This window comes from Anaeromyxobacter sp. SG17, assembly GCF_022690695.1.
Classification (GTDB): domain Bacteria; phylum Myxococcota; class Myxococcia; order Myxococcales; family Anaeromyxobacteraceae; genus Anaeromyxobacter; species Anaeromyxobacter soli.
The window spans coordinates 96295-120262 of the sequence record NZ_JALCYX010000001.1 but is presented as its reverse complement, the minus strand read 5'-3'; the positions used below and the strand labels follow the sequence as shown (position 1 = coordinate 120262).

Genomic DNA, 23968 nt, shown 5'->3' with positions numbered 1-23968 from the left:
CCGCTCGCGCCCGGAGAGCGCCGCCGTCGCGCGTGACAGGGCTGCCTCACCCCTTCACGGCGCGCCGGAGGTGCCCGAGCACGTCCATCCGGGTCACGAGCCCCACGAACGCGTCGCCGTCCATCACGATGGGGACGAGCCCCGCGGCGAACATCGGGAGCAGCTCGCGGAGCGGCGTCGAGGGCGACACCGTCTCGAGCCGCGTGGCCATGACGTCTCGCACCGGCTGCGCGAGGCGCCGCTCGTCCTCGAGGGCGGCGGACAGCAGGTCCGACTCGTCCACGATCCCGACGATGCGGCGGCCGTCGACGACCGGGAGCTGCGACACGTCGTTCGCCTTCATGCGGTTCAGCGCGACGAGGAGCGGGTCTCCGGGGCCGACCGTCACCACCGCGCGGTCCGCGAAGCGGCGCGTCACGAGATCCGTCAGGTCCCCCACGAGCGGCCGGGCGGAGAGCCCCTGGTCGAGCATCCAGAGGTCGTCGAACATCTTCGACAGGTACTTGTTCCCCGAGTCGCAGACGAGCGTGCAGACCCGCCGCGGGCGGTCCTGCTCGCGGCAGTAGCGGAGCGCGGCTGCGACGAGGGTGCCCGTGGAGGAGCCGCCGAGGAGGCCCTCCTTCCGCAGCAGGTCGCGGGCGGTCTCGAGGCTCTCCCGATCCGGGATCCGGTACGCCCGGCGCACGCGCGAGAGATCCGCGATGGGCGGCACGAAGTCCTCGCCGATGCCCTCGACGAGCCACGACCCCGCCTTGCCCACCGTGCCGGTCTCCACGAACCCCGCGAGGACGGAGCCCTCCGGGTCGGCGAGCACCATCTCGCAGGCGGGCATCGCCCGCGCGAAGTGGCGCGAGAGCCCGGTGAGGGTGCCGCCCGAGCCGACGCCGCAGACCATCGCGTCGAGCTTGCCGCCGAGCTGCTCCGCGATCTCGGGGCCCGTGGTGGTCTCGTGCGCGAGCGGGTTGGCCGGGTTCCCGAACTGGTTCACGTAGAACGCGCCCTCCTCCCGCGCGATCCGCTCGGCCAGGTCCTGGTAGTACTCCGGGTGACCCTTCTCGACGTCGGAGCGGGTCATCACGATCTCGGCGCCGAGCGCCTTGAGGTGCAGGATCTTCTCCCGGCTCATCTTGTCGGGGATGACGAGGGTGAGGCGGTACCCGCGCTGCGAGGCGACGAGCGCGAGCCCGAGGCCCGTGTTGCCCGCCGTCGCCTCCACGAGGTGCCGCTGCCCGGCGTGAAGCTTCCCGTCTCGCTCGGCGGCGGCGATCATCGAGACGCCGATGCGGTCCTTGATCGATCCGCCCGGGTTGGCGCTCTCGAGCTTGAGGTAGAGCTCGCACGGCCCGGTGTCGAGCTGGCGCACCCGGACCATCGGCGTGCCGCCGACGAGGGCGAGCGCGCCGTCTGCGGGGGAGGGGGCGGTGGGCGCGGGCATCTCGGGCTCCTTCGGGGGCGGTGGGGTCTGCCGGTCCTCGCGTCCGGTATACCCCACGACCGCGCCCGTCTCACGGGCCGGCGCGTCGAGCGCCCTGGCGGAGGGAGCGCGTCACAGGCCGCTCGCCGTGAGGCTGTCGAGCTCGTCCTCGCGCGAGGGGAACACGCGCACCCGGCGCGGGGAGAGGTGCACCGCGTCTCCGGGAGCGAGCGCGAGCGCCTCGCTCCGGCGGACGTCGAGCTCCGCCTCCACCATCCCGCCGAACCCTGGCGCCGACAGCTCGATCCGGACGGCGGCGCCGAGCGGCAGCACGCGGTCCACGTTCGCCGCGAACGAGCCGGGGACGGGGGCGCGGTGGACGTCGAGCTCGTGCGGACGGACGAAGACGTGTGCGCGCGCGCGGTGCGCCGCGGACGCGGGCGCCACGAGCTCGAGGTCGAGGCCGCTCACGAACGCGCGGTCGCCCTCGACCCAGCCCTTGAAGGCGTTCACCGCGCCGAGGAAGCGCATCACGAAGGCGCTCGCGGGCTCCTCGAACACCTGCGCCGGCGTCCCGACCTGCTCCACGCGCCCCGCGTTCATGAGCACCACGCGGTCGGCCACCTCGAACGCCTCCTCCTGGTCGTGCGTGACGAAGACGCTCGTGACGTGGAGCTCGTCGTGGAGGCGCCGCAGCCAGCGGCGCAGCTCCTGGCGCACGCGGGCGTCGAGCGCGCCGAAGGGCTCGTCGAGGAGCAGGATCCGCGGCTCGGTCGCGAGGGCACGCGCGAGCGCGACGCGCTGGCGCTGCCCGCCCGAGAGCTGCTGCGGATAACGTCCCTTGAGGCCCTCGAGCTGGACGAGGCGGAGCAGCTCGGCGACGCGCGCGGCCACCTGCGCCCTCGGGCGCCTCCGCACGCGCAGCGCGAACGCGACGTTCTCCTCCACGGTCATGTGCCGGAAGAGCGCGTAGTGCTGGAACACCACGCCCACGTTCCGCTCCCGCGCGCTCCGCGCGGAGACGTCCTCGCCGTCGTGCCGCACCTCGCCCGCGTCGGCGGACTCGAGCCCCGCGATGATCCGGAGCAGGGTCGTCTTCCCGCAGCCGGACGGGCCGAGCAGCGCGACGAGCTCGCCGTCGGGGATCTCGAGGGAGACGCCGCGCAGGACGGGGGTGGCGTCGAAGGCCTTCTCGACTTCGCGGACGACGATGCTCATGGGGCGCTCCGGACGGCGGACGGACGGGGGCGGTGGTGCCACTCGAGCGCCTTCTTCGCGACGAGCGTCACGAGGGCGAGCAGGAAGAGCAGGGACGCCACCGCGAACGCCGCCTGGAACGCGTACTCGCCGTACAGGATCTCGACCTGGAGCGGGACCGTGTTCGTGAGGCCGCGGATGTGCCCCGAGACGACGGAGACGGCGCCGAACTCGCCCATCGCCCGCGCGTTGCAGAGGATGACGCCGTAGAGCAGGCTCCACCTCACGTTCGGCAGGGTGACGCGGGTGAGGATCTGCCAGCCGCTCGCGCCCAGCACGAGCGCGGCCTCCTCCTCCTCCACGCCCTGGGCCTCCATGAACGGGATGAGCTCGCGCGCCACGAACGGAAACGTGACGAACACGGTCGCGAGGACGATGCCCGGGACGGCGAACACGACCTTGACGCCGTGCGCGAGGAGCCACGGGCCGAGCCAGCCGTGCGCGCCGAACAGGAGCACGGTGGCCATGCCCGAGACGACCGGCGAGACGCCGAACGGCAGATCGACGAGCGAGACGAGGACGCTCTTCCCCGCGTAGCGGAAGCGGGTCACGGACCAGGCGGCGGCGAGCCCGAAGAGCGCGTTGAGGGGCACCGCGATCGCCGCGACGAGCAGCGTGAGCCTCACCGCCGCGAGCGCCTCGGGGTCGGCGAGCGCCTTCCACCAGAGCGCGACGCCGCCGCGGAGCGCCTCGGCGATCACCGTCGCGGCAGGCACGAGCACGAACGCGCCGACGAAGAGGAGCGCGATGGCGACGAGGGCCCAGCGGACGAGCGCCGGGTCCTCCGTGGCGCGCCGGGGTCGCCGGCGCGGCGGCGCGGGGACCGCGGCGGGCCGGGAGGGCGCCGGGCGCGGCGGGGCCTCGCGATCGGGCGCCGGGACCGCGAGGGCGGGGGACGTCACGCCGCCCCCGCGCGCGTCCGCGTCCAGGCCTGGAGCCGGTTGATCGTGAGGAGCAGGACGAACGACGCGAGGAGCAGCACCGTCGCGAGCGCGGCCGCGCCGGCGTAGTCGAACTGCTCGAGGCGCGTCATGACGAGGAGCGGCGCGATCTCGGTCCGCATCGGCATGTTCCCGGAGATGAAGACGATCGAGCCGTACTCGCCGAGCCCCCGGGCGAACGCGAGCGCGAACCCGGTGGTGGCGGCGGGGACGAGCGCGGGCAAGAGGACGTGGCGGAACGTCTCCCAGCGCGACGCGCCGAGCACCGCCGCGGCCTCCTCCACCTCGGGATCGAGGTCCTCGAGGACCGGCTGCAAGGTCCGGATCACGAACGGCAGGCCGATGAAGGTGAGCGCGAGGGTCACGCCGAGGGGCGAGAAGGCGACCCGGACGCCGGCCGCCTCGAGGTGCCGCCCGATGAAGCCGGTGGGACCGTACACGGCGGTGAGCGCGATGCCGCTCACCGCGGTCGGGAGCGCGAACGGCAGGTCCACCAGCGCGTCCACGAAGGCGCGACCGGGGAAGCGGTAGCGCGCGAGCACCCACGCCACGAGCCCCCCGAAGACCACGTTCGCGGCGGCCGCGAGGAGCGACGCGCCGAAGCTGAGCCGGTAGGAGGCGAGCGCGCGCGGCGACGCGACGACCTTCCAGGCCTCCTGCCACCCGAGGCTGCTCGAGCGGAGCGCGACGGCCGACAGCGGCACGAGCACCACGAGGCACAGGTACAGCACGGTGAACCCCGTCGAGAGCCCGAACCCGGGCAGCACACCGCGGCGGGCGTCGGCGCTCACGAGGCGCGCTCCGCGGCGGCGGGCGGGGCCGCCGCGCGGACGAGCCCGCGCGCGCGGAGGTGCTCGAGGATGCGGCCAGCGGACTCCTCGATCGACTCGACGTCCGTCCGGACGACGACGTCGGGCCGCTCGGGCGCCTCGTAGGGATCGGACACGCCCGTGAAGCGCGCGAGCTCGCCGGCGAGGGCCTTGCGGTAGAGCCCCTTCACGTCGCGCGCCGCGAGCGCCGCCACCGGCGCGGACACGAACACCTCCACGAACGGGACGCCGTCGCGCTCGGCGAGCGACCGCACCTCGTCCCGGGTCGCGGCGTAGGGCGAGATCGCCGCCGTGACGGCGGCGGTCCCGTTCCGCGCGAGCAGGCGCGCGACGAACCCGATGCGACGGACGTTCGTGTCGCGGTCCTCCTTCGTGAACCCGAGCCCGGCCGAGAGGTAGGCGCGGACCTCGTCGCCGTCGAGGATCTCGACCGGCCGCTCCGAGGCGAGCGAGCACCGGAGCGCGCGCGACAGCGTGCTCTTGCCCGCGCCGGAGAGACCGGTGAGCCACAGGATGAAGCCTCGGCGCTCGGGTGCGAGGGGAAGGGTCGAGGTCGAGGTCGAGGTCGAGGTCGAGGTCGAGGTCGAGGTCGAGGTCGAGGTCGAGGTCGCGGTCGAGGTCGCGGTCGTTCGTGCCGCCGGCCTCGCGTGCAGCCCGCACTCCTTCTTCGACCGGCCGCGCCAGCGGCCGGCGCGCGGGTCCTCGCCCGCGCCGACGGGCGTCGTGCAGGGCGCGCAGCCGATGCTCGCGTAGCCCTGGTCGTGCAGCGGGCTCGTCGGCACCTCGTGCGCGCGCACGTGCCGCCACACGTCGGCGCTCGACCACGCGGCGAGCGGGTTCACCTTCACGAGCCCGAACTTCTCGTCCCACTCGAGGATCGCCGCGGTCGCGCGGTCGGCGGTCTGGTCGCGGCGGATCGCGGTCACCCAGGCGTCGAAGCGGGCGAGCTCGGCGCGGAGCGGCAGCACCTTGCGGAGCTCGCAGCAGCGATCCGGATCGGCCTCCCACGGCGGGGGCGCGCCGTCGGGCACGAGCTCGTCCGCCGCGGCGCTCGCCACCCGCCGGATGGCGATCCCGTACCGCGCCTCGAGCCGGTTCCAGAGCGCGTAGGTCTCGGGGAAGAGGGCGCCCGTGTCGAGGGTGAACACGTCGATGGGGAGCCCCGCGCGCGCGGCGACGTCGAGGAGCACGCACCCCTCTGGACCGAAGCCGGTCGCGAAGCCGACGCGACCGCGCGGGAAGGCGGCGGTGACCTCCGCGAGGATCTCCGCCGGGTGCTTCCCCTCCAGGTCTCGCGCCCAGCGGGCGAGCTCCTCGCGCGTGCGGCCGCTCACAGGATCATCCCCGCCGCCACGGTGTCGTTCGTCGCCTCGTCGATCAGGATGAACGCGCCCGTGGCGCGGCTGTCCGCGTAGCGATCGGCGGCGACGGGCTGCGCGAGCCGCAGCGACACGCGCGCGATGTCGTTCATGCCGAGCGCGGCGGCGGGCGCCTCGGCGAGCTCCGCGAGGTCCACGCGGTAGGCGAGCTCGGCGAGCGTGGCGCGCACCTCGCGCGTCCCGTGGCGGAGGAGCACCCTCCGGCCCGCCTGGGCGGGCCGCTCCGAGAGCCAGCAGAGCGTCGCGTCGAGCTTGCGGGTCGGCTCCGGCGCCTCGCCCGCGCGGACGAGGAGATCGCCGCGCGAGACGTCGACGGCGTCCTCCAGGAGGATCGTGACCGACTGGCCCGCGAAGGCGCGCGCGAGCGGCGCGTCGTGAAGGAGGAGCTGCTTCACGCGCGTCGTCTGGCCGGAGGGGAGGACCTGCACGGCGTCGCCGGGGCGGACCTCGCCGGACTCGACGCGGCCCGTGTACCCGCGGAAGTCGTGGTGCTCGAGCGTCTGCGGCCGGCACACCCACTGGACGGGGAACCGGAACCGCCCCTGCGACGCGTCGCGCGCGGGCGGCGCCTCCTCGAGCAGCTCGAGCAGCGTCGGGCCCTGATACCAGGGGAGGTTCGCGCCGCGCTCCACGACCATGTCGCCCGCGAGCGCCGACATCGGGACGAAGTGCACGCCGTCCCTGATCCCGAGCTTCGCCGCGAAGGCGAGGTAGTCGGCGCGGATGCGCTCGAAGACGTCGGGCGAGTAGCCGACGAGGTCCATCTTGTTCACGGCGACCACGAGGTGCGGGATCCCCACGAGGTGCGCGAGGTACGAGTGGCGGCGCGTCTGCGTGAGCACGCCCTTGCGCGCGTCGACGAGGATGACGGCGAGGTCCGCCGTGGAGGCGGCGGTGACCATGTTCCGCGTGTACTGCTCGTGCCCGGGGGCGTCGGCGATGATGTACTTGCGCGTCCCGGTGGAGAAGTAGCGGTGCGCGACGTCGATCGTGATGCCCTGCTCGCGCTCGGCCTGGAGGCCGTCGGTGAGGAGCGAGAGGTCCACCGCCTCGAGGCCGCGCCTGCGCGAGGTGCGCTCGATGGCGTGCAGCGCGTCGGCGAGGATGGAGCGCGTGTCGAGGAGGAGCCGCCCGATGAGCGTGCTCTTGCCGTCGTCGACGCTGCCGCAGGTGAGGAAGCGGAGGAGGCCGTCCGCGGCGGGGGCGGAGAGCCGTTCGGCGGCGAGCATCAGAAGTACCCCTCCTTCTTGCGCTGCTCCATCGAGGCGTCGGAGGTCTGGTCGTCGAGGCGGGTCGCGCCTCGCTCGGTGATCGTGGTGGTGGCGGTCTCCGCGACGATCTTCGCGAGCGTGTCGGCGGTGGACTCGACCGGCGCGGTGCAGGTGATGTCTCCGACCGTGCGGAACCGGACCGAGACCTCCTCGACCGCCTCGCCGGGCCGCGCCGGGGTGAGCGGCGTCACGGGCACGAGCGCGCCGCCGCGCCGGACGACCGGGCGCCGGTGGGCGAAGTAGATGGACGGGATCTCGAGCCGCTCGCGCGCGATGTACTGCCACACGTCGAGCTCGGTCCAGTTGGAGATCGGGAAGACGCGCACGTTCTCGCCCTTGTGGACGCGCGCGTTGTAGAGGCTCCAGAGCTCGGGGCGCTGGTTCTTGGGATCCCAGCCGCCGAACTCGTCGCGGAACGAGAACACGCGCTCCTTCGCGCGCGCCTTCTCCTCGTCGCGGCGCGCGCCGCCGATGCACGCGTCCAGCTCGAGCTCGGCGATCGCGTCGAGCAGCGTCACCGACTGGTGCTTGTTGCGCGACTCCTGCGGGTGCTTCAGCACGACGCGGCCCGCGCGGATGGAGTCCTCTACCGAGCGGACCACGAGCCGCTCGCGCAGCTCCGCCGCGCGGCGGTCGCGGAACGCGAGGACCTCCGGGTAGTTGTGTCCGGTGTCGATGTGCAGGAGCGGGAAGGGGAAGCGCCCCGGCCGGAAGGCCTTCTCGGCCAGCCGGAGGAGGCAGATCGAGTCCTTGCCGCCGGAGAAGAGCAGCGCGGGGCTCGCGCACTGACCGGCGACCTCCCGCAGGACGTGGATCGCCTCCGCCTCCAGCCAGTCCAGGTGCGAGAGCGTGCTCGCGGGGTACGTCGGGACGACCGCCATGCCTGCCCGTTTCCACACGGGGGCGCGCCGTCGGGATGGCGGCGCGCCGTCCGTGATAACGGAGGCATCCTAGATAACGGAGAGGTGTCAGGTCAAGCGGACGCCGGCTCGGGACCCGGTCACCGCGAGGACGCCGGCGTACAGCTGGGGAATCCCGCAGAGATCCGGGTCGGCCGCCGGCGTCACTGGATCACGCCGTTGGAGCGCGCCAGCTGGTCGACGAGCGGCTGCATGTCGGCCATCGTCACGCCCGACCTGTTGACGGACGTGTCGCCGACGAACGTGGTCATCGCCGTCGCCAGGCCGGACGTACCGACCGTGGGCTGCATCATGCCGCCGCCGCCCATCATCCCGCCCATCCCGGTCATGGAGATGGGCGTCGTCCCCATCATGCCGTTCATCACGCCATCCGAGGCGTCGTCCATCATGACCGTGACGATGCCAGAGGACGTGGTCATCCCGATCATCTGGGCGTACTGCGACATGGCCGCGATGGACATCCCGTAGTTCCTGCTGTTCGCGTCCGCCGAGGAGCCGGAGCCCGCGACCGAGGGATCCATGGGCGCGGTCGTCAGGAGGTCGCCGCACGAGAAGTAGGTGGCGACGGCCGAGTTCGCCGCCGCGATGTTCTCGGCGCTCGAGCCCCCCGTCATCGCCTGCGCCCGGAGCTCGGCCATGGAGGTGAGCGGGGTCACCTGGATGTCGCTCATGCCCGCAGCGGCCGCGGGGATCCCCGCCGTCAGCACGTCGCGCGGGAGCATCGTCATCCTGGAGCCCGTCGCCTCGTCCGCGTACGACGCGCCGCTCACCCGCAACATCATCGGCCCCGTGTACGAGCCGAGCGGCAGGCTGAAGCTCCCCGTCGAGTCCAGCGCGGCGCTGGCGATCATCGCGCCGACCTGGCCGTTCTGGACAGCGAACGCGCCGATCGTCCCGCCCGACATCGTGCCCATGAAGGCCCTGCCGGTCAGCATGCCGCTCGTCGTCCCGGTGCCGGTCCCCGAGAGCTGGCCGTCGGAGAGGCGCAGCCTGTCCATGAGCGCCTGCATGTCCGCCAGCGCCACGCCCGACCTGTTCATCCCGGAGCTCACGAAGCGTGACATGGCGTCCGCGAGATCGGCCGTGCCGGCCGAGGGCGCGAGGCTGCCGCCCATCCCGCTCATCGAGACCGCCGTCGATCCCGACATGCCGTTCATGACGCCGTCGGAGGCGTCGCGCATCATCGCCGTGACGACGCCCGAGGACGAGGTGGTCATGCCGATCATGACCGCGTACTGCGACATGGCCGCGATCGTCATCCCGTAGTTCTTCATCTCCTGCGTCGCGGCTGCGCCGGAGCCCTGTACGAGCGGATTCATGGGCATCGTGTGCAGGAGGTCGCCGACCGAGAAGTAGCCGCCGAGCTCGGAGTTCGCGGTCCCGACGTTGGCCGCCGTCATCCCGCCCGGCATGCTCTGCGCACGAGCCTGGGCCATCGAGGTGAGCGGCGTCACCTGGACGTCCGCCGCCGCTCCCGCGTCGACGGCGGGCATCACGGCGGTCATGACGCTCCCCGCCTGCATCGTCATCGTCGCGCCGGTCGCCTCGTCCGTGTACGTCCCGCCGATCGCCTCGATCATGACGGGACCCGTGTGCGACCCGAGGGTCATCGTGAACCGTCCCTGCGCATCCGTCGCCGCCGTGCCGAGCTGCGCCGCCTTGGTGCCGTTCGCGACGGCGAACGCGGTCACCGCGGCGCCACCCACCGGCCCCTTCACGACGGTTCCACTGAGCGTGGCGCCCGAGGTGCCCGGCCCGCCGGTGTCGCCGCCGCCGCCGCACGCGGCGAGCAGGAGTCCCGCCCCGATCGCGAGCAGGGCGAGCGGTCGGGAGGCGCGGCGCACCGCGCCGAGAGCGGCGGGGAGGAATTCGGGGGGCGGACTTTTGAGGTCATTTCGCATGAGATCTCCTGACAGGGAGAACACGGCGTGTGGCGAAACGGTTCAGCTCGCTCGAGCCGCCGCAGCGCGCGCCTCCAGACGATCGCACCCCGCGGGCACCAGTGTCGCCGGCCTGGAGCTTCCGCGGCGGCGCGCTCCAAATCGCTTGGAACGCCAAAGGATCGCACGATGAGAGGCGCGCCGTGCAATGAGAGAAGGGGATCACGCATCGCCGCGTCCTCGCCCTCGCCGCCGGCGGCGCGGCGAGCGCCCGAGCGCTCGAAGAGGGTGCACTCGCCGAGCCGGCGGGGCCGCGCCACTACGTGGACGCGCGCCGCGCGCCTCCGCCGGACATGAGCCCCGAGGACTGTGGCGCGGAGCGTCTGGGCGCCGAGGACCTCGAGGCCCGCGGCGGGCGTTAGCAGGCGAGGGGGCGCTGGAGGACCGCGGATGCGAAGCGCGTGCTGGCTCGTGGGTGGGATCGGGCTCGTGATCATCGCCCTGGCGGCGCTCGGCAGCGCGCACGTGCTGCGCGGAGGGATCGCAGCGCGCGCACGGCCCTCGGCGCTCGAGGCGCGCGTCGCCCGCGCGTTGCGGGGCTGGGCGATCCCGGGGGAGGCGCGCGAGGCGACGAACCCGATCGCGCCGAGCCCGCGCGTGCTCGAGTCGGGGCTCGCGCACTTCGCAGACCACTGCGCCACCTGTCACGCGAACGACGGCAGCGGCCAGACCGAGCTCGGAAGGAGCCTCTATCCGCGCGCGCCCGACCTGCGCGCCGCGGAGACGCAGAGGCTCACGGACGGGGAGCTCTTCTACATCATCGAGAACGGCGTGCGGCTCACGGGGATGCCGGCGTGGGGCGGTCCGGGGACCGCGGAGGAGAGCTGGCACCTCGTCCACTTCATCCGCCACCTCCCGACGCTCACCGCCGAGGAAAGGGCGTCCATGGAGGCGCTCAACCCGAGGTCACCCGAAGAGTGGCGCGCCCTCCAGGAGGAGGACGCGTTCCTGCGCGGCGAGGAGCCGGCGGCGCGTCCGCCCGGGGACGGGGCCCACCCGCACGGGAAGGAGCACAGATGAAGCGCACGAGAACGCTCACGCTGCTGGCGACGCTGCTCACCGCACCGGCAGCGGCCGCGCACGAGCAGGGCGGCCGCGCGATGGGGGTCGTCGAGAGCGTCACCGCCCAGCAGCTCGTCGTGAAGACGGCCGACGGACACTCCGTCGCGTTCACGGTCACGCCGGAGACGCGATTCTTCCGGGGCGAGAAGCCGGCCAGGCGCGAGGACGTCCAGGTGGGGCAGCGCGCGGTGATCCGCGGGACGCACGTCGGCGAGCGCCTTCGCGCCGACACCGTGAAGCTCGGGGCCGCGAAGGCTCCGAGGTAGCCTCGGGGAGGTGGAGCATGCTCTCGCGTGCCAGGGATCCCGCCAGCGGGATGTCGGTGAATCCCGCGACGAGTCGCGAGCCGTCGGACCGACCGCATCCGCGGTGTGTCCGAGAAGATCGAATCCGCACGCTCGTACGCCGTCGCGCGCCGCACGAACCCGCTCGTCCCTTCCCTCACGCGTTCAACGGGCGCTGGCCTCGCGGGCACGGCCGCCCGCCCGCGGCGACAGCGCGACCCAGCCGGCCACGAGCAACGCCACCGCGACCGCGGTGGCCCCGACGCGAGAGGGGCCGCGCAGGAGCTGTCCGACGAGGACGAGCGCGAGCCCCGCGTACACCGGATCCACCCGCGGCGGAGCCGGAGCCTGCGACGCGGGCACGCCCAGCGCGGTGCGCCTGCGCGCGCGCGAGGGGCCCCCGGCGAGCAGGATCCCGGCGACGAGGAAGGCCGCCCCGGCGATGCGCTGGCTCATGGCGGGCACGCTCGCCGGCCCGAAAAGGCCGAGGGCCCCGAGCGCCTGCGCCGCCAGCGCGCCGGCGTACGCCGCGACGGCCAGCCACTCGCGCAACCGCCCCGGCGCGGCCAGACGGAAGCCGATGACGAGGAGCAGGGCCGAGATCGCGATCGCGAGGCTCCCGGCAGGCGATGTCAGCGCACTCAAGTCCGTGTCCCCCTGGCCGGCAACCCCGCCGCCCCCGGCCCGCCCCGCGACGGACCGGGTCCCGCGCCCCGGGAACGCGTGCCCGGCGCCGCGTTCTTCAGGCGGCGACCGCCGTGATCGTGTCCTCGTCGCTCACTTCCTTCTTCTTCCACAGGTAGTACACCGCGGGGTAGACGAGCAGCTCCATCAGGAACGAGGTCACGAGGCCGCCGATCATGGGCGCGGCGATGCGCTTCATGAGATCCGCGCCGGTGCCGACCGACCACATGATCGGCAAGAGGCCGATCATCGCGGCGAACACCGTCATGGCCTTGGGCCGCACGCGCTTCACGGCGCCGTGGACGATGGCCTCGACGAGGTCGCGCCTCGTGCGGAGCAGGCCCTTCGCCTTGTACTCGTCGTGGGAGAGGTCGAGGAAGAGGAGCATGAACACTCCCGTCTCGGCGTCGAGCCCCATGAGCGCGATGAGCCCGACCCACACCGCGATCGAGACGTTGTAGCCAAGCGCCCACAGGAGCCACACCGCGCCGACCGCCGAGAACGGCACCGCAGCCATGACGAGCGTGGCCTTGAACGACGACTTCGTGTTCATGTACAGCAGCCCGAAGATGAGCACGAGCGTCAGCGGAATGATGAGCTTCAGGCGCTCCTTCACGCGCAGCATGTTCTCGTACTGGCCGCTCCAGACCATGCTGTAGCCGGTCGGGAGCTTCAGCCCCGCCGCCACCGCCTTCTTCGCCTCCGTCACGTACGAGCCCACGTCGATCTTCGAGGTGTCGAAGTCCACGTACACGTAGCCGGCGAGGAGCCCGTTCTCGTCTCGGATCATCGACGGGCCCTGCGCGAGCACGACGTCGGCGATCTCCTCCATCGGGATCTGGCCCTGGCCGCCGGGCAGCGGCAGGAGCACCCGTCGCAGCGCCGACAGGTCCTCGCGGTAGTCGCGGGCGTAGCGCACGTTGATGCCGTAGCGCTCGCGCCCCTCCACCGTGGTGGACTGGTTGTCCCCGCCCACGGCCGTCATCACCATCATGTTCGCGTCGTCGACGGTGAGCCCGTAGCGGGCGAGCTGCTCGCGCTTAAGGACGAAGTCGAGGAAGTAGCCGCCCGCGACGCGCTCGGCGTAGGCGCTGCGGGTGCCGGGGACCTTCTGGATGATGGCCTCGGTCTCCTTCGCCACGCGCTCGATGGTCGCGAGATCCGCGCCGCTGATCTTGATCCCCACGGGCGTGCGGATGCCGGTCGAGAGCATGTCGAGGCGCCCCTTGATCGGCATCGTCCAGGCGTTCGAGATGCCGGGGAGCTGGAGCCTCGCGTTCATCTCGTTCTCGAGCTCCTCCTGCGTGATGCGATCGCGCCAGAACGGCCGGAGCAGGGACTTCGCCCACTCGGGCGCCCAGGAGGAGTACCAGCGCGGCGCCTCCCGCCACTCGGACTCGGGCTTCAGGATGATGGTGGTCTCCATCATCGTGAAGGGCGCCGGGTCGGTGGAGGTGTTGGCGCGGCCGGCCTTGCCGAACACGCGCTCCACCTCGGGGAACGTCTTCAGGATCTTGTCCTGGACCTGCAGCGCCTTCTGGGCCTCCGCGACGGACATGCCGGGCTCGACCGCGGAGGGCATGTAGAGGATCGTCCCCTCCCGCAGCGGCGGCATGAACTCGGAGCCGAGCGACAGGTACACCGGGATCGTGGTGAGGACGAGGGCGATGCTCGCCGCGATGGTCGCCTTCGGGTGGCGGAGCACGAACCGGCAGGGCGGCTCGTAGAGCCGGTGGAGGAGCTTCGAGATCGGGTGCGCCTCCTCCGAGTAGTACTTCCCGACCAGCGCCTGGTTCGCGATCCAGGCGAGCCAGCGCGGCCGGAACCTGAACTCGTCGATGCGCGCGAACAGCATCCGCATCGCGGGGTCGAGCGTGATGGCGAGGAACGCCGCGATCGCCATCGCCAGGTTCTTCGAGTAGGCGAGCGGGCGGAAGAGCCGGCCCTCCTGGTCCACCAGCGTGAACACGGGCATGAACGCGACCGCGATCACGAGGAGCGAGAAGAAGACGCCTGGCCCCACCTCGAGGAGCGCCTCGAGCCGGACGTGGTGGAAGTCGCCCTTCTTCCCGTCCTTCACCCAGTGGTGGATCTTGTTGTAGGCGTTCTCCACCTCGACGATGGCGCCGTCCACGAGCACGCCGATGGAGATGGCGATGCCCGCGAGCGACATCAGGTTCGCGTTGAGGCCCATCGCGTACATGGGGATGAACGCGAGCGCGACGGACACCGGGATGGTGACGATGGGGATGATGGCGGACGGGACGTGCCAGAGGAAGATGAGGATGATGATCGAGACGATGACGATCTCCTCGACGAGCTTCCCCTTCACCGTCTCGATGGCGTGGTCGATGAGCTCCGACCGGTCGTAGGTCGTCACCACCTCGACGCCCTTCGGCAGCGAGGGCTTCACCTCCTCGAGCTTCTTCTCGATGCGCTTGATGACGTTGAGCGCGTTCTCGCCCTGGCGCATCACCACGATGCCGCCGACGACGTCGCCCTCGCCGTCGAGGTCGGCCACGCCGCGGCGCATCTCGGGCCCGAGCGCGACCGTGGCGACGTCTTTCACGAGCACGGGCGTGCCGCCCTCCGAGCGCAAGACGAGGCTCTCGAGGTCCGAGATGTTCTTCACGTAGCCGCGGCCGCGGACCATGTACTCGCGGCCGCTGAACTCGACGAGGCGCCCCCCCACGTCGTTGTTGCCCTTGCGGACCGCGTTGATCACCGCCTCGAGCGGCAGCTTGTACGAGGCGAGGGCGTTCGGGTTCACGGTGATCTGGTACTGGCGGACCTGGCCGCCCACCGTCGCGACCTCGGAGACGCCGGGGACGCTCTGGACGGAGTAGCGCAGGAACCAGTCCTGGAACGAGCGCAGCTCGTCCGACGAGTGCTGCCCGCTGCGGTCGACGAGCGCGTACTGGTACACCCAGCCGACGCTCGACGCGTCGGGGCCGAGCTCCACCTTCACGTCCTGCGGGAGCTGGGAGGTGATCTTCGACAGGTACTCGAGGACGCGCGTTCGCGCCCAGTACATGTCGGTCCCGTCCTCGAAGATGACGTAGACGTAGCTGAACCCGAAGTCCGAGAAGCCGCGGATCGCCTTCACCTTCGGCGCGCCGAGGAGCGCGGTGGTGATGGGATAGGTGACCTGGTCCTCGATGATGTCCGGGCTCCGGTCCCAGCGCGAGTAGACGATCACCTGGGTGTCGGAGAGATCCGGCAGCGCGTCGAGCGGGATGTTCCGCATCGCCCAGACCGAGCCCATGAGGGCGACGATCGTGGCGGCGATGACGAGGTACCGGTTCTCCGCCGAGAAGCGGATGATTCGCTTGATCATGGGGCGCTACCGTCCGTGTCCCGCGTGCGGGTTCGCGGCGGGCGCCGCGGGGTCGGCGGCGGCCGGCGCCGGGCTGGAGGGGGGCGGCGCGGCCGTGGCGCCGCCGTGGCCCGCGTGCCCGGCGCTCGCGGGCGCGGCCGCGTCCGGGGACGCGAGGGCCGCGAGCGACGCGCGCAGGCGGGACTCCGAGTCGACGAGGAAGTTGGCGCGGGTCACGACCCCCTCGCCCGCCTCGACCCCGGAGACCACCTCGACGAACGCGGCGTCGCCGTCGCCGAGCTGCACCTCGCGCGGCTGGAACTTGCCGCCTCCGCGCGCGACGAAGACGACGCTCTTCGTCCCCGAGTGGATGACCGCGTCCGCGGGGATCCGCACGCCCTCGCGGCTCGTCCCCTGGAACACCACCTCCCCGAACATCTCCGGCTTGAGCTCGCCCTTGGGGTTCGGGACCTCCACCCGCACCTTCGCCGTGCGGCTCTTCGGATCGAGGAGCGGGTCGATGAACGCCACGCGCCCGTTGAAGGTGCGGTTCGGGAACGCCTTCAACGCGAGCGTGGCGGGCGTGCCGACCTTCACGTGCCGGAGGTCGGACTCGTACGCGTCGGCGAGCACCCACACGCGCGAGAGATCCACGATCTCGAAGGGCATGTCGCCCGCGTTCACCCGCATCCCCGGGACCACGTCCTTCTTGGTCAGGACGCCCCCGGCCGGCGAGTAGAACGTGAGGGTGCGCGTGGCTTCGCCGGTGCGCTCGATGCGGGCGATCTCCGAGCGCGGCACGTCCCACAGCTCGAGCTTGCGGCGCGCGGCGGCGACGAGGGCGTCGCCGTCCGAGCTCATGCCGCCCGACGCCGCGAGCCGCCTCCGCGTGTCGAGCGCGAGGAGGTACTCCTGCTGCGCGGCGAGGAGCTCGGGGCTGTAGATCGAGTAGAGGGGCTCCCCCGCCTTCACGGGGCGCCCGATGAAGTCCGCGTAGACCTTCTCCATGAAGCCGGAGAACTTCACGTTCACGTGGTGCACGCGGGTCTCGTCGACCGCCACCCGGCCGCTCGTGCGCCACGACCCGCCCACGGCTCCGCGCTCGGCGTGCGCCACCCTGAGCCCGATGAGCTGCTGGCGCGCGGCGTCGATGGTGACCGCCGAGAGCCCCTCGGGTGCGGGCTCGTCCGGCTCACCGGCGCCGGCGCCGGTCCCCTCCACCTTCACGAGCTTCATGCCGCAGATCGGGCAGTCGCCGGGGTGGTCCTGGACGATGCTCGGGTGCATGGGGCACTGCCACTGGTCCTTCTGCGGGGCGGTGGGCGCGCTGCTCTTCGGCGCGGCGCCGGCCCCGGCCGCCTCGACCTTGACGAGCTTCATGCCGCAGATCGGGCAGTCGCCGGGGTGGTCCTGGACGATGCTCGGGTGCATGGGGCACTGCCACTGCTCCTTCGCCGCCGTGGCCGCGCCGGCGTGGGCGTGGCCGTCGCCGGTCCCGCGCGTCGCCACGAAGAAGCCGGCGCCGCCGGCGACCGCCGCGGTGGCGAGGACGGCGAGCACGAGCGCAGGCAGGCCGAAGGTGCGGCGGTGAGCGGGGCTCGGGTGGTTCGTCTCGGTGTTCATCGTTTCTCCGTGTCTCACATCCCTGAGGTCATCGAGCCGGACGAGGAGGCCGCCGCCGCGGAGGGCGCGGCCGCCGCGCTCGCCACCCCCGCGCCTCCGCCGCCCGCGGCGCCCGCCCCGGGCACCCCGCCCGTCGCCATCGCTCCGCCGGCGCCCGGGGCGCCCACCGGATCCAGGCTCACCTCCGCCTCGCCGATGGCGATCCGCTGCGCTTCGGCGACCGCCCCGAGGAACCCGTCCTCGTCCGCGACGTAGCCGGCGTTCGCCTCGAGAACGGAGGCGAAGGTGACCTTGCCGACGCGGTACTGCGCGAGCGTGCTCTCGGCGGTCGCGCGCGACTGGACGAGCAGGCCCTCGCGGAAGAGGCGGGCGGTGTCCGCGACCGCCGCGTAGGCCGTGCGGCGCTCGGCGACGCGCAGCCGGAGGACCTGCTCGATCGCCTGGGCGGCGCTCGCGCCGGCCTCGGCCCGCGCCGCGCTCTCGGCGACCGCGCGGTTCTGCTTCCGGTGCGACCACACCGGCAACCCGATGGAGACGCTCGCCAGCCACATCGGCTCGAGCTGCCCGCGCGGCATGACGCCGGCGTTCACGCTCAGATCGGGGAACCGCTCGCGCCGCGCGAGCGCGACGGACTTCTCCGCCCGCGCCGACCCGAGCCTCGCCTGGGCCAGCTCCGGGCTGCGCGCGAGCGCGTCCGCGAGCGCGGCGTCGACGGCAGGGAGCTCCGGGAGCGTGAGGTCGCGCACGCTCGTCGAGGTCGGGATGGGCTCGTCGACGGGGCTGCCGCGCAGCCGGTTCAACGTCTGGACCGCGGTCCGCTCCTGCGCCTCGAGGCCGAAGCGCCGCTGGCGCAGCCGGTTCAGCTCGAGCTGGGCGCGGAGCACGTCGGACTGGGCGCCCTCGCCGGACTCGTAGCGCGACCGCGCGAAGCCGGCCGACGTGGTCCAGATCCCCTCGAGGCGCGCGAGCAGGTCCAGCCGATCCCGCGCGAGCAGGAGGTCGAGGTAGGCGCGGCGGACGTCGGCCTCCGTCGTCAGGCGGGCGCGGGAGAGCGAGGCGCCGGCCTCGTCGGCGGCGAGGCGCGCGACGTCGGTGCGCAGGCCGCGCTTGCCGGGCCAGGGGAGGCCCTGGCTCACCATCACCTGGTAGAAGCTCGTCTCCATCTTCCCGACCATGATCTCGCCGAAGCCGTCGTTCTGGATCCCGAGGGTCAGCACGGGATCGGGCAGCGCGCCGGCCTGGGGGATGCGCTCTCGCTCGGCGCGCGCGGCGGCGTCGGCCTGGCGGAGCTCGGGGCGAGCCGCGAGGCTCTGCTCGAGGAGGCCCGCGAGCACCGGATCGCTCGGGAGCACGAGGCCTGCGCCCGCCCCGGCCGGCGCGTCCGCGCGCGCCTGAGGCGCGAGGAGGAGCAGGGCGGCCATCGCTCGCACGAGAAGTCGTCGCGGGTGGCCCGTCGGATCGTGTGGTTGCATGGTCGCTGCCCCCTTTAGCACCTGGCATGCCATGGCCGGCCGAGCGCGGATCGCGCGAAACGGCGGCCCTCCGCGCGGCCGGAGGCGCCCCGGGGCCGGTCGCCCCGGCCAGCGCGGCCACACCGTAACCCGGCGGATCACGCCTCGGAGGTCGGGCCGACGGCCGGCGTGAGGCCCCTCACCCCGGCTGTCTCGGTGTCGCGACCGCAAGCTCCGCGTGGCTCGGCCGCCCGGGGGAATCCACCGGGAGTGGCGCCGTGTCGCCCGCTTGATGCAGGAAAGAGATCGGGATCGCCCTGGTGTACCGGTAGGAGCGGCGCGGGGTGAGGCGGAGCGGCGGGGAGGCGATCGCGCCGGAACAGGAGGAAGTCATGAGACTCGTGGCAGTGATGCTGGCAGGGCTCCTGGCAGCCCTGATCTCGACGAGCGTGGGGCTTGCGGCCGACCCCACGCGCGAGGACCGCATGATGAAGTTGCCGGAGACGCCGGCCGATCACGCGGCGCTCGCGAAGATCTACGACGAGAACGCGGCGGAGTGGCGGAAGGAAGCCGACATCCACCGGAAGATGGCGGCGGAGTACAAGAAGTCTCGGGGCGATCCCAAGGACGTCGCGACGATGGAGAAGCACTGCGCGCAGCTCGCCAAGGACGCGGACAAGCTGGCGGCGGACGCGAAGACGATGGCCGATTACCACCGGCTGCGCGGCAAGGAAGCGAAGTAGGCGGCGCTCGCGGCCGGCGAGGAGGTCGGGCCGCGGCAGCTCGGAGAGAAGACGACGGCCCGGCGCGAGACCTCCGCGCCGGGCCGATCGGAGCGTTACGGGACGAAGACCACGCCGCTGACGTGGTCCATGCCGCACGCGAAGCGGATCTCGCCCGACTTCGCCGGCACGAGCTCGACCGTGACCGCCTTGTCGAGCGGCAGCGGCTGGTTGATGCCGTGGTCCTTGATGACGATCTCCTTCGCGCACGTGCTGTTCGTCTTGCGCGTCACGACGAGGCGCAGCTTCTCGCCCTTCTTCGCCTTCACCTTCGACGGCTCGAAGCCGTTGTCCGTGACGGTGAGGTTCACCGTGCGGACGCCGTTCGCGACCGTGCCCTCGGCGATGCCCTGCGCCGCGCTCGCGGGCGCCGCGCCTTCGTGCATGGAGCCGTGCATGGAGCCGTGATCGTGCTGGGCGAGCGCCGGCGCCGCCGCGAAGGCGAACGCGGCCGCGACGGGCAGGAGGAAGGACTTGGTGGTCATCGGGGACTTCTCCAGTCGGATGTGCGTTCGCCTGGGCGGACGCGGTTCGGAGGGGCTGATAGCAGGAGGCGTGCCGACCAAATTCGCGCGAACGGGCCCGTATTCCCCGGGCGGCGGCCGCAGCGGAGGGGAGCGGCCGGCCACACTGTGACCGGCGCGGTCACGCAGGAGGGCAGGATGGGGAAGGGAAGCGATCCTCAGCCGAGCACCACCGACCGCATCGACAGCGACGCCATGTCGAACCCCACGATGGGGAAGCGCACCGGCTCCCCGGGGTCGCTCGCGCCGACCGCGTACAGGAGCGGGAGGTAGTGGTCGGGGGTGGGATGCGCCGCCTGCCCGAGGTCGCTCTCGAGCAGGCCGGCGAGGGCCGTCCGATCGTGGCGCGACACGGCGTCCGCGACCTCGGCGTCGAACGCGCGCGCCCAGTCCGGCGTCGTCGTGTCTCCGCGGGACCACGCCGAGAACGCGTGACGCAGGTTGTGGACGACGTTGCCGCTGCCCATGACGAGCACCCCCTCGTCGCGAAGCGGCGCGAGGGCGCGTCCGATGGCGAGGTGCTCGTTCGGAGCGAGCCGGCCGTCGACGCTGAGCTGGACGACGGGGAGGTCCGCCTCGGGCCGGAGGTGCACGAGCACGCTCCAGGTCCCGTGATCGAGCCCCCACTCCAGGCTCGGCGACGACCGCCGCTCGCCCACGAGCCCGACCACGTGCCGCGCCAGCGCGACGTCGCCGGGCGCCGGGTAGCGGACGCGGTAGAGCTCCTCGGGGAAGCCGCCGAAGTCGTGGAGGGTCTCGGGGCGGTCGTTCGCGGTGGTGTAGGTGCCGTCCACGTACCAGTGCGCGGAGATCGAGAGGATCGCCTTCGGCCGGGGGAGCTCCGCTGCGAGCGCCCGGAAGCCGCGGCTCCACGCGTTGTCCTCGATCGCGTTCATGGGATTGCCGTGGCCCACGAAGAGGACGGGCATGCGCCCGGTCGCATGGTGGGTGGGGTCGTGCATGGCTCTCGAGCCTTTCATCTAGCCGCGCGCCGGGGGCCCGCGCTCCCTGCCCGGCGCGCGAGCTCCGCGGCGAGCTCCGCCAGGCGCGCGCACCCGAGCGTCTCCTGCAGGGCGGGGAAGAGCGTCCGCTCCTCGAAGGCGGCGTGCTCCTCGAGCTTGCGCGCGAGGCTCGCGGCGACCGCCCCTCGCGCCGGCCCGGCCGCCGCGCGCAGCTCGCGCGCGAGACGGCGCAGCACCACGTGGTCGCCGAGCGTGAACACGATGACGGCGTCCGCCTCGGAGACGCGCCGCGCCAGCTCGGGCAGGAGCACGTCCTCCTCGCCGCGGCAGTGCGGCAGGATCTCCGCGTCCCACAGGTCGAGGAGCCGCTCGGCGCTCCTCGTCGCGTCGGCCGCGCCCAGGTCCGCGATCTTGGCGAGCCAGCGGGCGTGCTCGCCGGCGAGGCGGCGCAGCTCGGGGCAGAGCGTCACGACGCTAGCCGACCTTCGCAGCGGCCTGCTTGACGGCCTGCAGCTCGATCTCGACGTCCACGCGATCCGCGACGAGGACGCCGCCGGTCTCGAGGGCCTGGTTCCACGTGAGGCCGAAGTCCTTGCGGTTGAGGGAGGTGGTCGCGGTGAAGCCGCTCCGCTCGTTGCCCCACGGATCCTTGCCGCGGCCGCCGTACTCCACGTCGAGGACGACCTCGCGCGTGGTGTCGCGGATCGTGAGGTCGCCCGTGACGCGCAGCCGCTCCGGCGAGAGCACCTCGACGCGGCGGCTCCGGTACTTCAGCGCGGGGTGCTTCTGCGCGTCGAGGAAGTCCCCGGAGCGCAGGTGGGTGTCGCGGTCGGCGACGCCGGTGTCGATGCTCGCCGCCTCGATCTCGGCCTCGACCGTCGAGCGGGAGAGGTCCGCGGGGTCGAGCGCGAGCCTCGCGTTCCAGCGCGTGAACTTGCCGCGCACCTTGGAGATCACCATGTGCCGGACCGTGAAGTGGATGCCCGAGTGCGCGCCGTCGACCTGCCAGTTCTCCTGAGCCATCTTTTCTCCTGTCGCCCTTCCGGGCTCGTTGTCCGGGGATAGGAGATTGCACCTGGCGGGCCCACGGCCCCGGGGCAGTAAACTGTCGGAAACACTGGCGATCACGGAAGGGCCGGGATCGTGAACCGGCTCAGAATGATACGATCCGGCTCACTTCGATCAGGGCGGGAGACGGCCGATGCGCGCGATGGACCTCGATCTCAGGGAGCTGCTCACCTTCGATCCCGCGGGAGGGATCATCCGGTTCGCCGGGCAGCGCGCGCTCCTGCTCGACGCGGTGGCGCTCGGCATCCTGCGCAAGGAGCTCATCGACACCCTCGGCCTCACCGCGGCGCGCGGCATCCTCACGCGCTTCGGCTACGCCCACGGCTGGCGCACGGCGGAGAGCCTGCGCTCGGAGTTCCCGTGGGAGAGCGAGCGCGAGTGGCAGATCGCCGGCGGGCGGCTCCACATGCTGCAGGGGCTCGTGGTGATCGAGCAGCCGGTCCGATCCGCCTCCGACGGCCCCGCGCCCTTCGCAGAGGCGATCTGGCACGAGTCGTACGAGGCGGAGCAGCACCTCCTCCACCTCGGCCAGGCCGACGCGCCCGTCTGCTGGACGCTCGCCGGGTTCGCGAGCGGCTACCTCTCGTTCGCGAACGGCCGCGCGATCTACTGCGTCGAGGATCGCTGCCGCGGCGCGGGGGCGCCGGCCTGCCACCTCGTCGGCCGCTCGCGCGAGGAGTGGGGAGCGGCGATCGAGCCCGACCTCGAGTTCTACGACAAGGCGTCGGTGGACCGCGCGCTCGAGGGCGTCAGCGCCGCGCTGCGCAGCGCCGAGCGGCGGCTGCGCGCCCGCCGGCAGGAGCTCTCGCGCCTCGCCCCGGGCGCGGAGGAGCGCTCCGGCCTCGTCGTGCGGAGCGAGGCCATGCACCGCGTCCTCGACCTCGCGCTGCGCGTGGCGAAGGTCGAGTCCACCGCGCTCATCACGGGCGAGAGCGGGGTGGGCAAGGAGCGGATCGCCCGGCTCATCCACGAGGAGTCGCCCCGGGCCGGCCGCCCCTTCGTGGCGGTGAACTGCGGCGCGGTCACCGAGACCCTGCTCGAGAGCGAGCTGTTCGGCCACGCCCGGGGCGCCTTCACGGGCGCGGACCGCGATCGCGCGGGGCTCTTCGAGGCGGCGAACGGCGGGACGCTCTTCCTCGACGAGATCGGGGAGGTCTCGCCGGGCATGCAGGTGAAGCTGCTGCGGGCCCTGCAGGAGAGGGAGATCCGGCGCGTGGGAGAGACCCGCTCGCGCGCGGTGGACGCGCGGGTCGTGGCGGCCACGAACCGCAACCTCGCCGACGAGGTGGCGGCCGGCCGGTTCCGCCAGGACCTCTTCTACCGGCTGCGCGTGATCGAGCTGCGAGTGCCGCCGCTGCGCGAGCGGCCGGAGGACGTCCTGCCGCTCGCGCGGGTGTTCCTCGCGGAGACCGCGCGTCGCATGAAGCGGAGGCTCACCGGGTTCACGCCGCGCGCCGCCGATCAGCTCCTCCGCCACGACTGGCCCGGGAACGTCCGGGAGGTCCAGAACGCGATCGAGCACGCGGTCGCGCTCAGCGGGGGCAGCCGCGTGGACGTCGAGGATCTCCCGGAGGAGCTGCGGGCGGCGATGCCGCGGCCGAGGCCGGCGGGACGAACGCGCCCGCTCGAGGACGTCGAGCGCGAGTACATCCTCGCGGCGGTGGAGGGGGCGGGCGGGAACCGGACGCGCGCCGCCGCGGAGCTCGGGATCGGGCTCGCCACGCTCAAGCGGAAGCTGAAGCAGTACGGGGCGGAGGGCTCGGCGTCGCGGGGCGCGGAGGTCAGCCCTGCCGGCTCGCCGCCTCGGGCGTCACGCTGATCACCACGCAGGGCGCGAGCCGGACCACCTTCTCGGCGACGGAGCCGAGGATCGCGTGCTTCAGGCCGGACCGCGCGTGCGTCGCGATCACGATCGCGTCGAACGCGGCGCGGCGGGCGAGCTCCGTGATCTCCACGGCCGGCTCGCCCACCGAGGTGACCGCCTCGACCCGCCGTACGCCGAGCTCCTCGGCGGCGGTCTTCCACGCCTCGAGCGGCCGGTCGGCGGGCGCAGAGAGGTCGTGCGCGAGCTCGCCGGTGGGCTCGAGCATCCCCTCGGGGATCGACGAGCCCGGAACGTTGCGCACGTGGAGCAGCGTCAGCTCCGCGCCCAGCTCGCGCGCGAACGCCGAGGCGACGCGCAGCGCGGACTCCGAGGTCGGCGAGAAGTCCACCGGGCAGAGCAGCCTCTTCCAGCCCAGATCCGGCATGTTCGCCTCCG

General features: G+C 72.8%; 20 protein-coding genes and 2 pseudogenes. 4 read left to right on the top strand and 18 right to left on the bottom strand.

Annotated features, from left to right (window positions below; translation table 11 throughout):
• Window positions 1-46: 46 nt before the first annotated feature.
• The 9 genes and pseudogenes from MNY60_RS00600 to MNY60_RS00560 all read right to left on the bottom strand — a co-directional run bounded on the left by MNY60_RS00600 (window position 47) and on the right by MNY60_RS00560 (window position 9913).
• Window positions 47-1435, bottom strand: coding sequence for a cystathionine beta-synthase (locus MNY60_RS00600; protein ID WP_242336127.1), 1389 nt, complete (start codon window positions 1433-1435; stop codon window positions 47-49).
• A 111-nt stretch (window positions 1436-1546) separates the two neighbouring features.
• Window positions 1547-2632 carry a sulfate/molybdate ABC transporter ATP-binding protein gene (locus MNY60_RS00595; protein WP_242336124.1) on the bottom strand — a complete coding sequence of 362 codons (1086 nt, stop codon included), beginning with the start codon at window positions 2630-2632 and terminating at the stop codon, window positions 1547-1549.
• Entirely contained in the window at window positions 2629-3573 is a 945-nt protein-coding gene (gene cysW / locus MNY60_RS00590; RefSeq protein WP_308197049.1) for a sulfate ABC transporter permease subunit CysW, read from the bottom strand. Before cysW ends, MNY60_RS00595 begins: the two co-directional genes overlap by 4 nt.
• Window positions 3570-4403 (bottom strand): sulfate ABC transporter permease subunit CysT, encoded by an 834-nt coding sequence (gene cysT, locus MNY60_RS00585; RefSeq protein WP_242354298.1) that lies wholly within the window; start codon window positions 4401-4403, stop codon window positions 3570-3572. The genes cysW and cysT overlap by 4 nt, the downstream gene beginning before the upstream one ends.
• Window positions 4400-4963 (bottom strand): annotated as a pseudogene (gene cysC / locus MNY60_RS00580) (adenylyl-sulfate kinase); the annotation flags it as partial. The pseudogene cysC and the gene cysT, both read right to left, overlap by 4 nt.
• A 132-nt stretch (window positions 4964-5095) precedes the next feature.
• Window positions 5096-5776 (bottom strand): annotated as a pseudogene (locus MNY60_RS00575) (phosphoadenylyl-sulfate reductase); the annotation flags it as partial.
• Window positions 5773-7050 carry a sulfate adenylyltransferase subunit 1 gene (locus MNY60_RS00570; RefSeq protein ID WP_242336118.1) on the bottom strand — a complete coding sequence of 426 codons (1278 nt, stop codon included), beginning with the start codon at window positions 7048-7050 and terminating at the stop codon, window positions 5773-5775. The gene MNY60_RS00570 and the pseudogene MNY60_RS00575, both read right to left, overlap by 4 nt.
• Window positions 7050-7973 (bottom strand): sulfate adenylyltransferase subunit CysD, encoded by a 924-nt coding sequence (gene cysD, locus MNY60_RS00565; RefSeq protein WP_242336115.1) that lies wholly within the window; start codon window positions 7971-7973, stop codon window positions 7050-7052. The genes MNY60_RS00570 and cysD overlap by 1 nt, the downstream gene beginning before the upstream one ends.
• Before the next feature lie 182 nt (window positions 7974-8155).
• A complete protein-coding gene (locus MNY60_RS00560) occupies window positions 8156-9913 on the bottom strand; it encodes a carboxypeptidase-like regulatory domain-containing protein (RefSeq protein WP_242359823.1) in 1758 nt (585 codons plus the stop codon).
• A gap of 429 nt (window positions 9914-10342) precedes the next feature.
• Here MNY60_RS00560 and MNY60_RS00555 point away from each other — a divergent pair, with 429 nt between their 5' ends.
• On the top strand, window positions 10343-10972 hold the full coding sequence (locus MNY60_RS00555) for a c-type cytochrome (RefSeq protein WP_242336109.1): 630 nt from the start codon (window positions 10343-10345) through the stop codon (window positions 10970-10972).
• Window positions 10969-11280 (top strand): DUF5666 domain-containing protein, encoded by a 312-nt coding sequence (locus tag MNY60_RS00550; RefSeq protein ID WP_242336106.1) that lies wholly within the window; start codon window positions 10969-10971, stop codon window positions 11278-11280. Before MNY60_RS00555 ends, MNY60_RS00550 begins: the two co-directional genes overlap by 4 nt.
• Window positions 11281-11463: 183 nt before the next feature.
• Here MNY60_RS00550 and MNY60_RS00545 read toward each other — a convergent pair whose 3' ends face one another.
• The 4 genes from MNY60_RS00545 to MNY60_RS00530 all read right to left on the bottom strand — a co-directional run bounded on the left by MNY60_RS00545 (window position 11464) and on the right by MNY60_RS00530 (window position 18342).
• Window positions 11464-11943 carry a hypothetical protein gene (locus MNY60_RS00545; protein WP_242336103.1) on the bottom strand — a complete coding sequence of 160 codons (480 nt, stop codon included), beginning with the start codon at window positions 11941-11943 and terminating at the stop codon, window positions 11464-11466.
• A 97-nt stretch (window positions 11944-12040) separates the two neighbouring features.
• Window positions 12041-15319 (bottom strand): efflux RND transporter permease subunit, encoded by a 3279-nt coding sequence (locus tag MNY60_RS00540; RefSeq protein WP_242336100.1) that lies wholly within the window; start codon window positions 15317-15319, stop codon window positions 12041-12043.
• Window positions 15320-15325: 6 nt separating this feature from the next.
• A complete protein-coding gene (locus MNY60_RS00535; protein WP_242359822.1) occupies window positions 15326-16921 on the bottom strand; it encodes an efflux RND transporter periplasmic adaptor subunit in 1596 nt (531 codons plus the stop codon).
• Between the two features lie 14 nt (window positions 16922-16935).
• On the bottom strand, window positions 16936-18342 hold the full coding sequence (locus tag MNY60_RS00530; protein ID WP_242338221.1) for a TolC family protein: 1407 nt from the start codon (window positions 18340-18342) through the stop codon (window positions 16936-16938).
• A gap of 422 nt (window positions 18343-18764) precedes the next feature.
• Here MNY60_RS00530 and MNY60_RS00525 point away from each other — a divergent pair, with 422 nt between their 5' ends.
• The gene (locus MNY60_RS00525; protein WP_242338223.1) at window positions 18765-19115 is read left to right on the top strand and encodes a hypothetical protein; all 351 of its coding nucleotides are present in this window, start codon (window positions 18765-18767) and stop codon (window positions 19113-19115) included.
• Window positions 19116-19210: 95 nt separating this feature from the next.
• Here the strand turns inward: MNY60_RS00525 and MNY60_RS00520 are convergent, their stop codons facing one another.
• From MNY60_RS00520 to MNY60_RS00505, 4 genes are all read right to left on the bottom strand, one after another.
• A complete protein-coding gene (locus tag MNY60_RS00520; protein WP_242338225.1) occupies window positions 19211-19639 on the bottom strand; it encodes a cupredoxin domain-containing protein in 429 nt (142 codons plus the stop codon).
• Between the two features lie 197 nt (window positions 19640-19836).
• The gene (gene ygiD / locus MNY60_RS00515; protein ID WP_242352987.1) at window positions 19837-20640 is read right to left on the bottom strand and encodes a 4,5-DOPA dioxygenase extradiol; all 804 of its coding nucleotides are present in this window, start codon (window positions 20638-20640) and stop codon (window positions 19837-19839) included.
• 14 nt (window positions 20641-20654) lie between these two features.
• Window positions 20655-21110, bottom strand: a complete 456-nt coding sequence (locus tag MNY60_RS00510; protein ID WP_242338229.1) for a hemerythrin domain-containing protein — start codon at window positions 21108-21110, stop codon at window positions 20655-20657.
• A gap of 4 nt (window positions 21111-21114) precedes the next feature.
• The gene (locus tag MNY60_RS00505; protein WP_242338230.1) at window positions 21115-21663 is read right to left on the bottom strand and encodes a YceI family protein; all 549 of its coding nucleotides are present in this window, start codon (window positions 21661-21663) and stop codon (window positions 21115-21117) included.
• A gap of 178 nt (window positions 21664-21841) precedes the next feature.
• Here MNY60_RS00505 and MNY60_RS00500 point away from each other — a divergent pair, with 178 nt between their 5' ends.
• Window positions 21842-23527 (top strand): sigma-54-dependent Fis family transcriptional regulator, encoded by a 1686-nt coding sequence (locus MNY60_RS00500; protein WP_242338232.1) that lies wholly within the window; start codon window positions 21842-21844, stop codon window positions 23525-23527.
• Here the strand turns inward: MNY60_RS00500 and MNY60_RS00495 are convergent.
• Window positions 23490-23957: a universal stress protein gene (locus tag MNY60_RS00495; RefSeq protein WP_242338234.1), complete on the bottom strand. Its 468-nt coding sequence runs from the start codon at window positions 23955-23957 to the stop codon at window positions 23490-23492. The genes MNY60_RS00500 and MNY60_RS00495 overlap by 38 nt on opposite strands.
• Window positions 23958-23968: the final 11 nt, after the last annotated feature.

Bases quoted from the DNA above. Each gene is read 5' to 3' on its own strand.
- MNY60_RS00600 (WP_242336127.1), bottom strand. From the start codon at position 1,435: ATGCCCGCGCCCACCGCCCCCTCCCCCGCAGACGGCGCGCTCGCCCTC.
- MNY60_RS00595 (WP_242336124.1), bottom strand. From the start codon at position 2,632: ATGAGCATCGTCGTCCGCGAAGTCGAGAAGGCCTTCGACGCCACCCCC.
- MNY60_RS00570 (WP_242336118.1), bottom strand. From the start codon at position 7,050: ATGCTCGCCGCCGAACGGCTCTCCGCCCCCGCCGCGGACGGCCTCCTC.
- cysD (WP_242336115.1), bottom strand. From the start codon at position 7,973: ATGGCGGTCGTCCCGACGTACCCCGCGAGCACGCTCTCGCACCTGGAC.
- MNY60_RS00560 (WP_242359823.1), bottom strand. From the start codon at position 9,913: ATGCGAAATGACCTCAAAAGTCCGCCCCCCGAATTCCTCCCCGCCGCT.
- MNY60_RS00555 (WP_242336109.1), top strand. From the start codon at position 10,343: ATGCGAAGCGCGTGCTGGCTCGTGGGTGGGATCGGGCTCGTGATCATC.
- MNY60_RS00550 (WP_242336106.1), top strand. From the start codon at position 10,969: ATGAAGCGCACGAGAACGCTCACGCTGCTGGCGACGCTGCTCACCGCA.
- MNY60_RS00540 (WP_242336100.1), bottom strand. From the start codon at position 15,319: ATGATCAAGCGAATCATCCGCTTCTCGGCGGAGAACCGGTACCTCGTC.
- MNY60_RS00535 (WP_242359822.1), bottom strand. From the start codon at position 16,921: ATGAACACCGAGACGAACCACCCGAGCCCCGCTCACCGCCGCACCTTC.
- MNY60_RS00530 (WP_242338221.1), bottom strand. From the start codon at position 18,342: ATGGCCGCCCTGCTCCTCCTCGCGCCTCAGGCGCGCGCGGACGCGCCG.
- MNY60_RS00525 (WP_242338223.1), top strand. From the start codon at position 18,765: ATGAGACTCGTGGCAGTGATGCTGGCAGGGCTCCTGGCAGCCCTGATC.
- MNY60_RS00520 (WP_242338225.1), bottom strand. From the start codon at position 19,639: ATGACCACCAAGTCCTTCCTCCTGCCCGTCGCGGCCGCGTTCGCCTTC.
- ygiD (WP_242352987.1), bottom strand. From the start codon at position 20,640: ATGCACGACCCCACCCACCATGCGACCGGGCGCATGCCCGTCCTCTTC.
- MNY60_RS00505 (WP_242338230.1), bottom strand. From the start codon at position 21,663: ATGGCTCAGGAGAACTGGCAGGTCGACGGCGCGCACTCGGGCATCCAC.
- MNY60_RS00500 (WP_242338232.1), top strand. From the start codon at position 21,842: ATGCGCGCGATGGACCTCGATCTCAGGGAGCTGCTCACCTTCGATCCC.
- MNY60_RS00495 (WP_242338234.1), bottom strand. From the start codon at position 23,957: ATGCCGGATCTGGGCTGGAAGAGGCTGCTCTGCCCGGTGGACTTCTCG.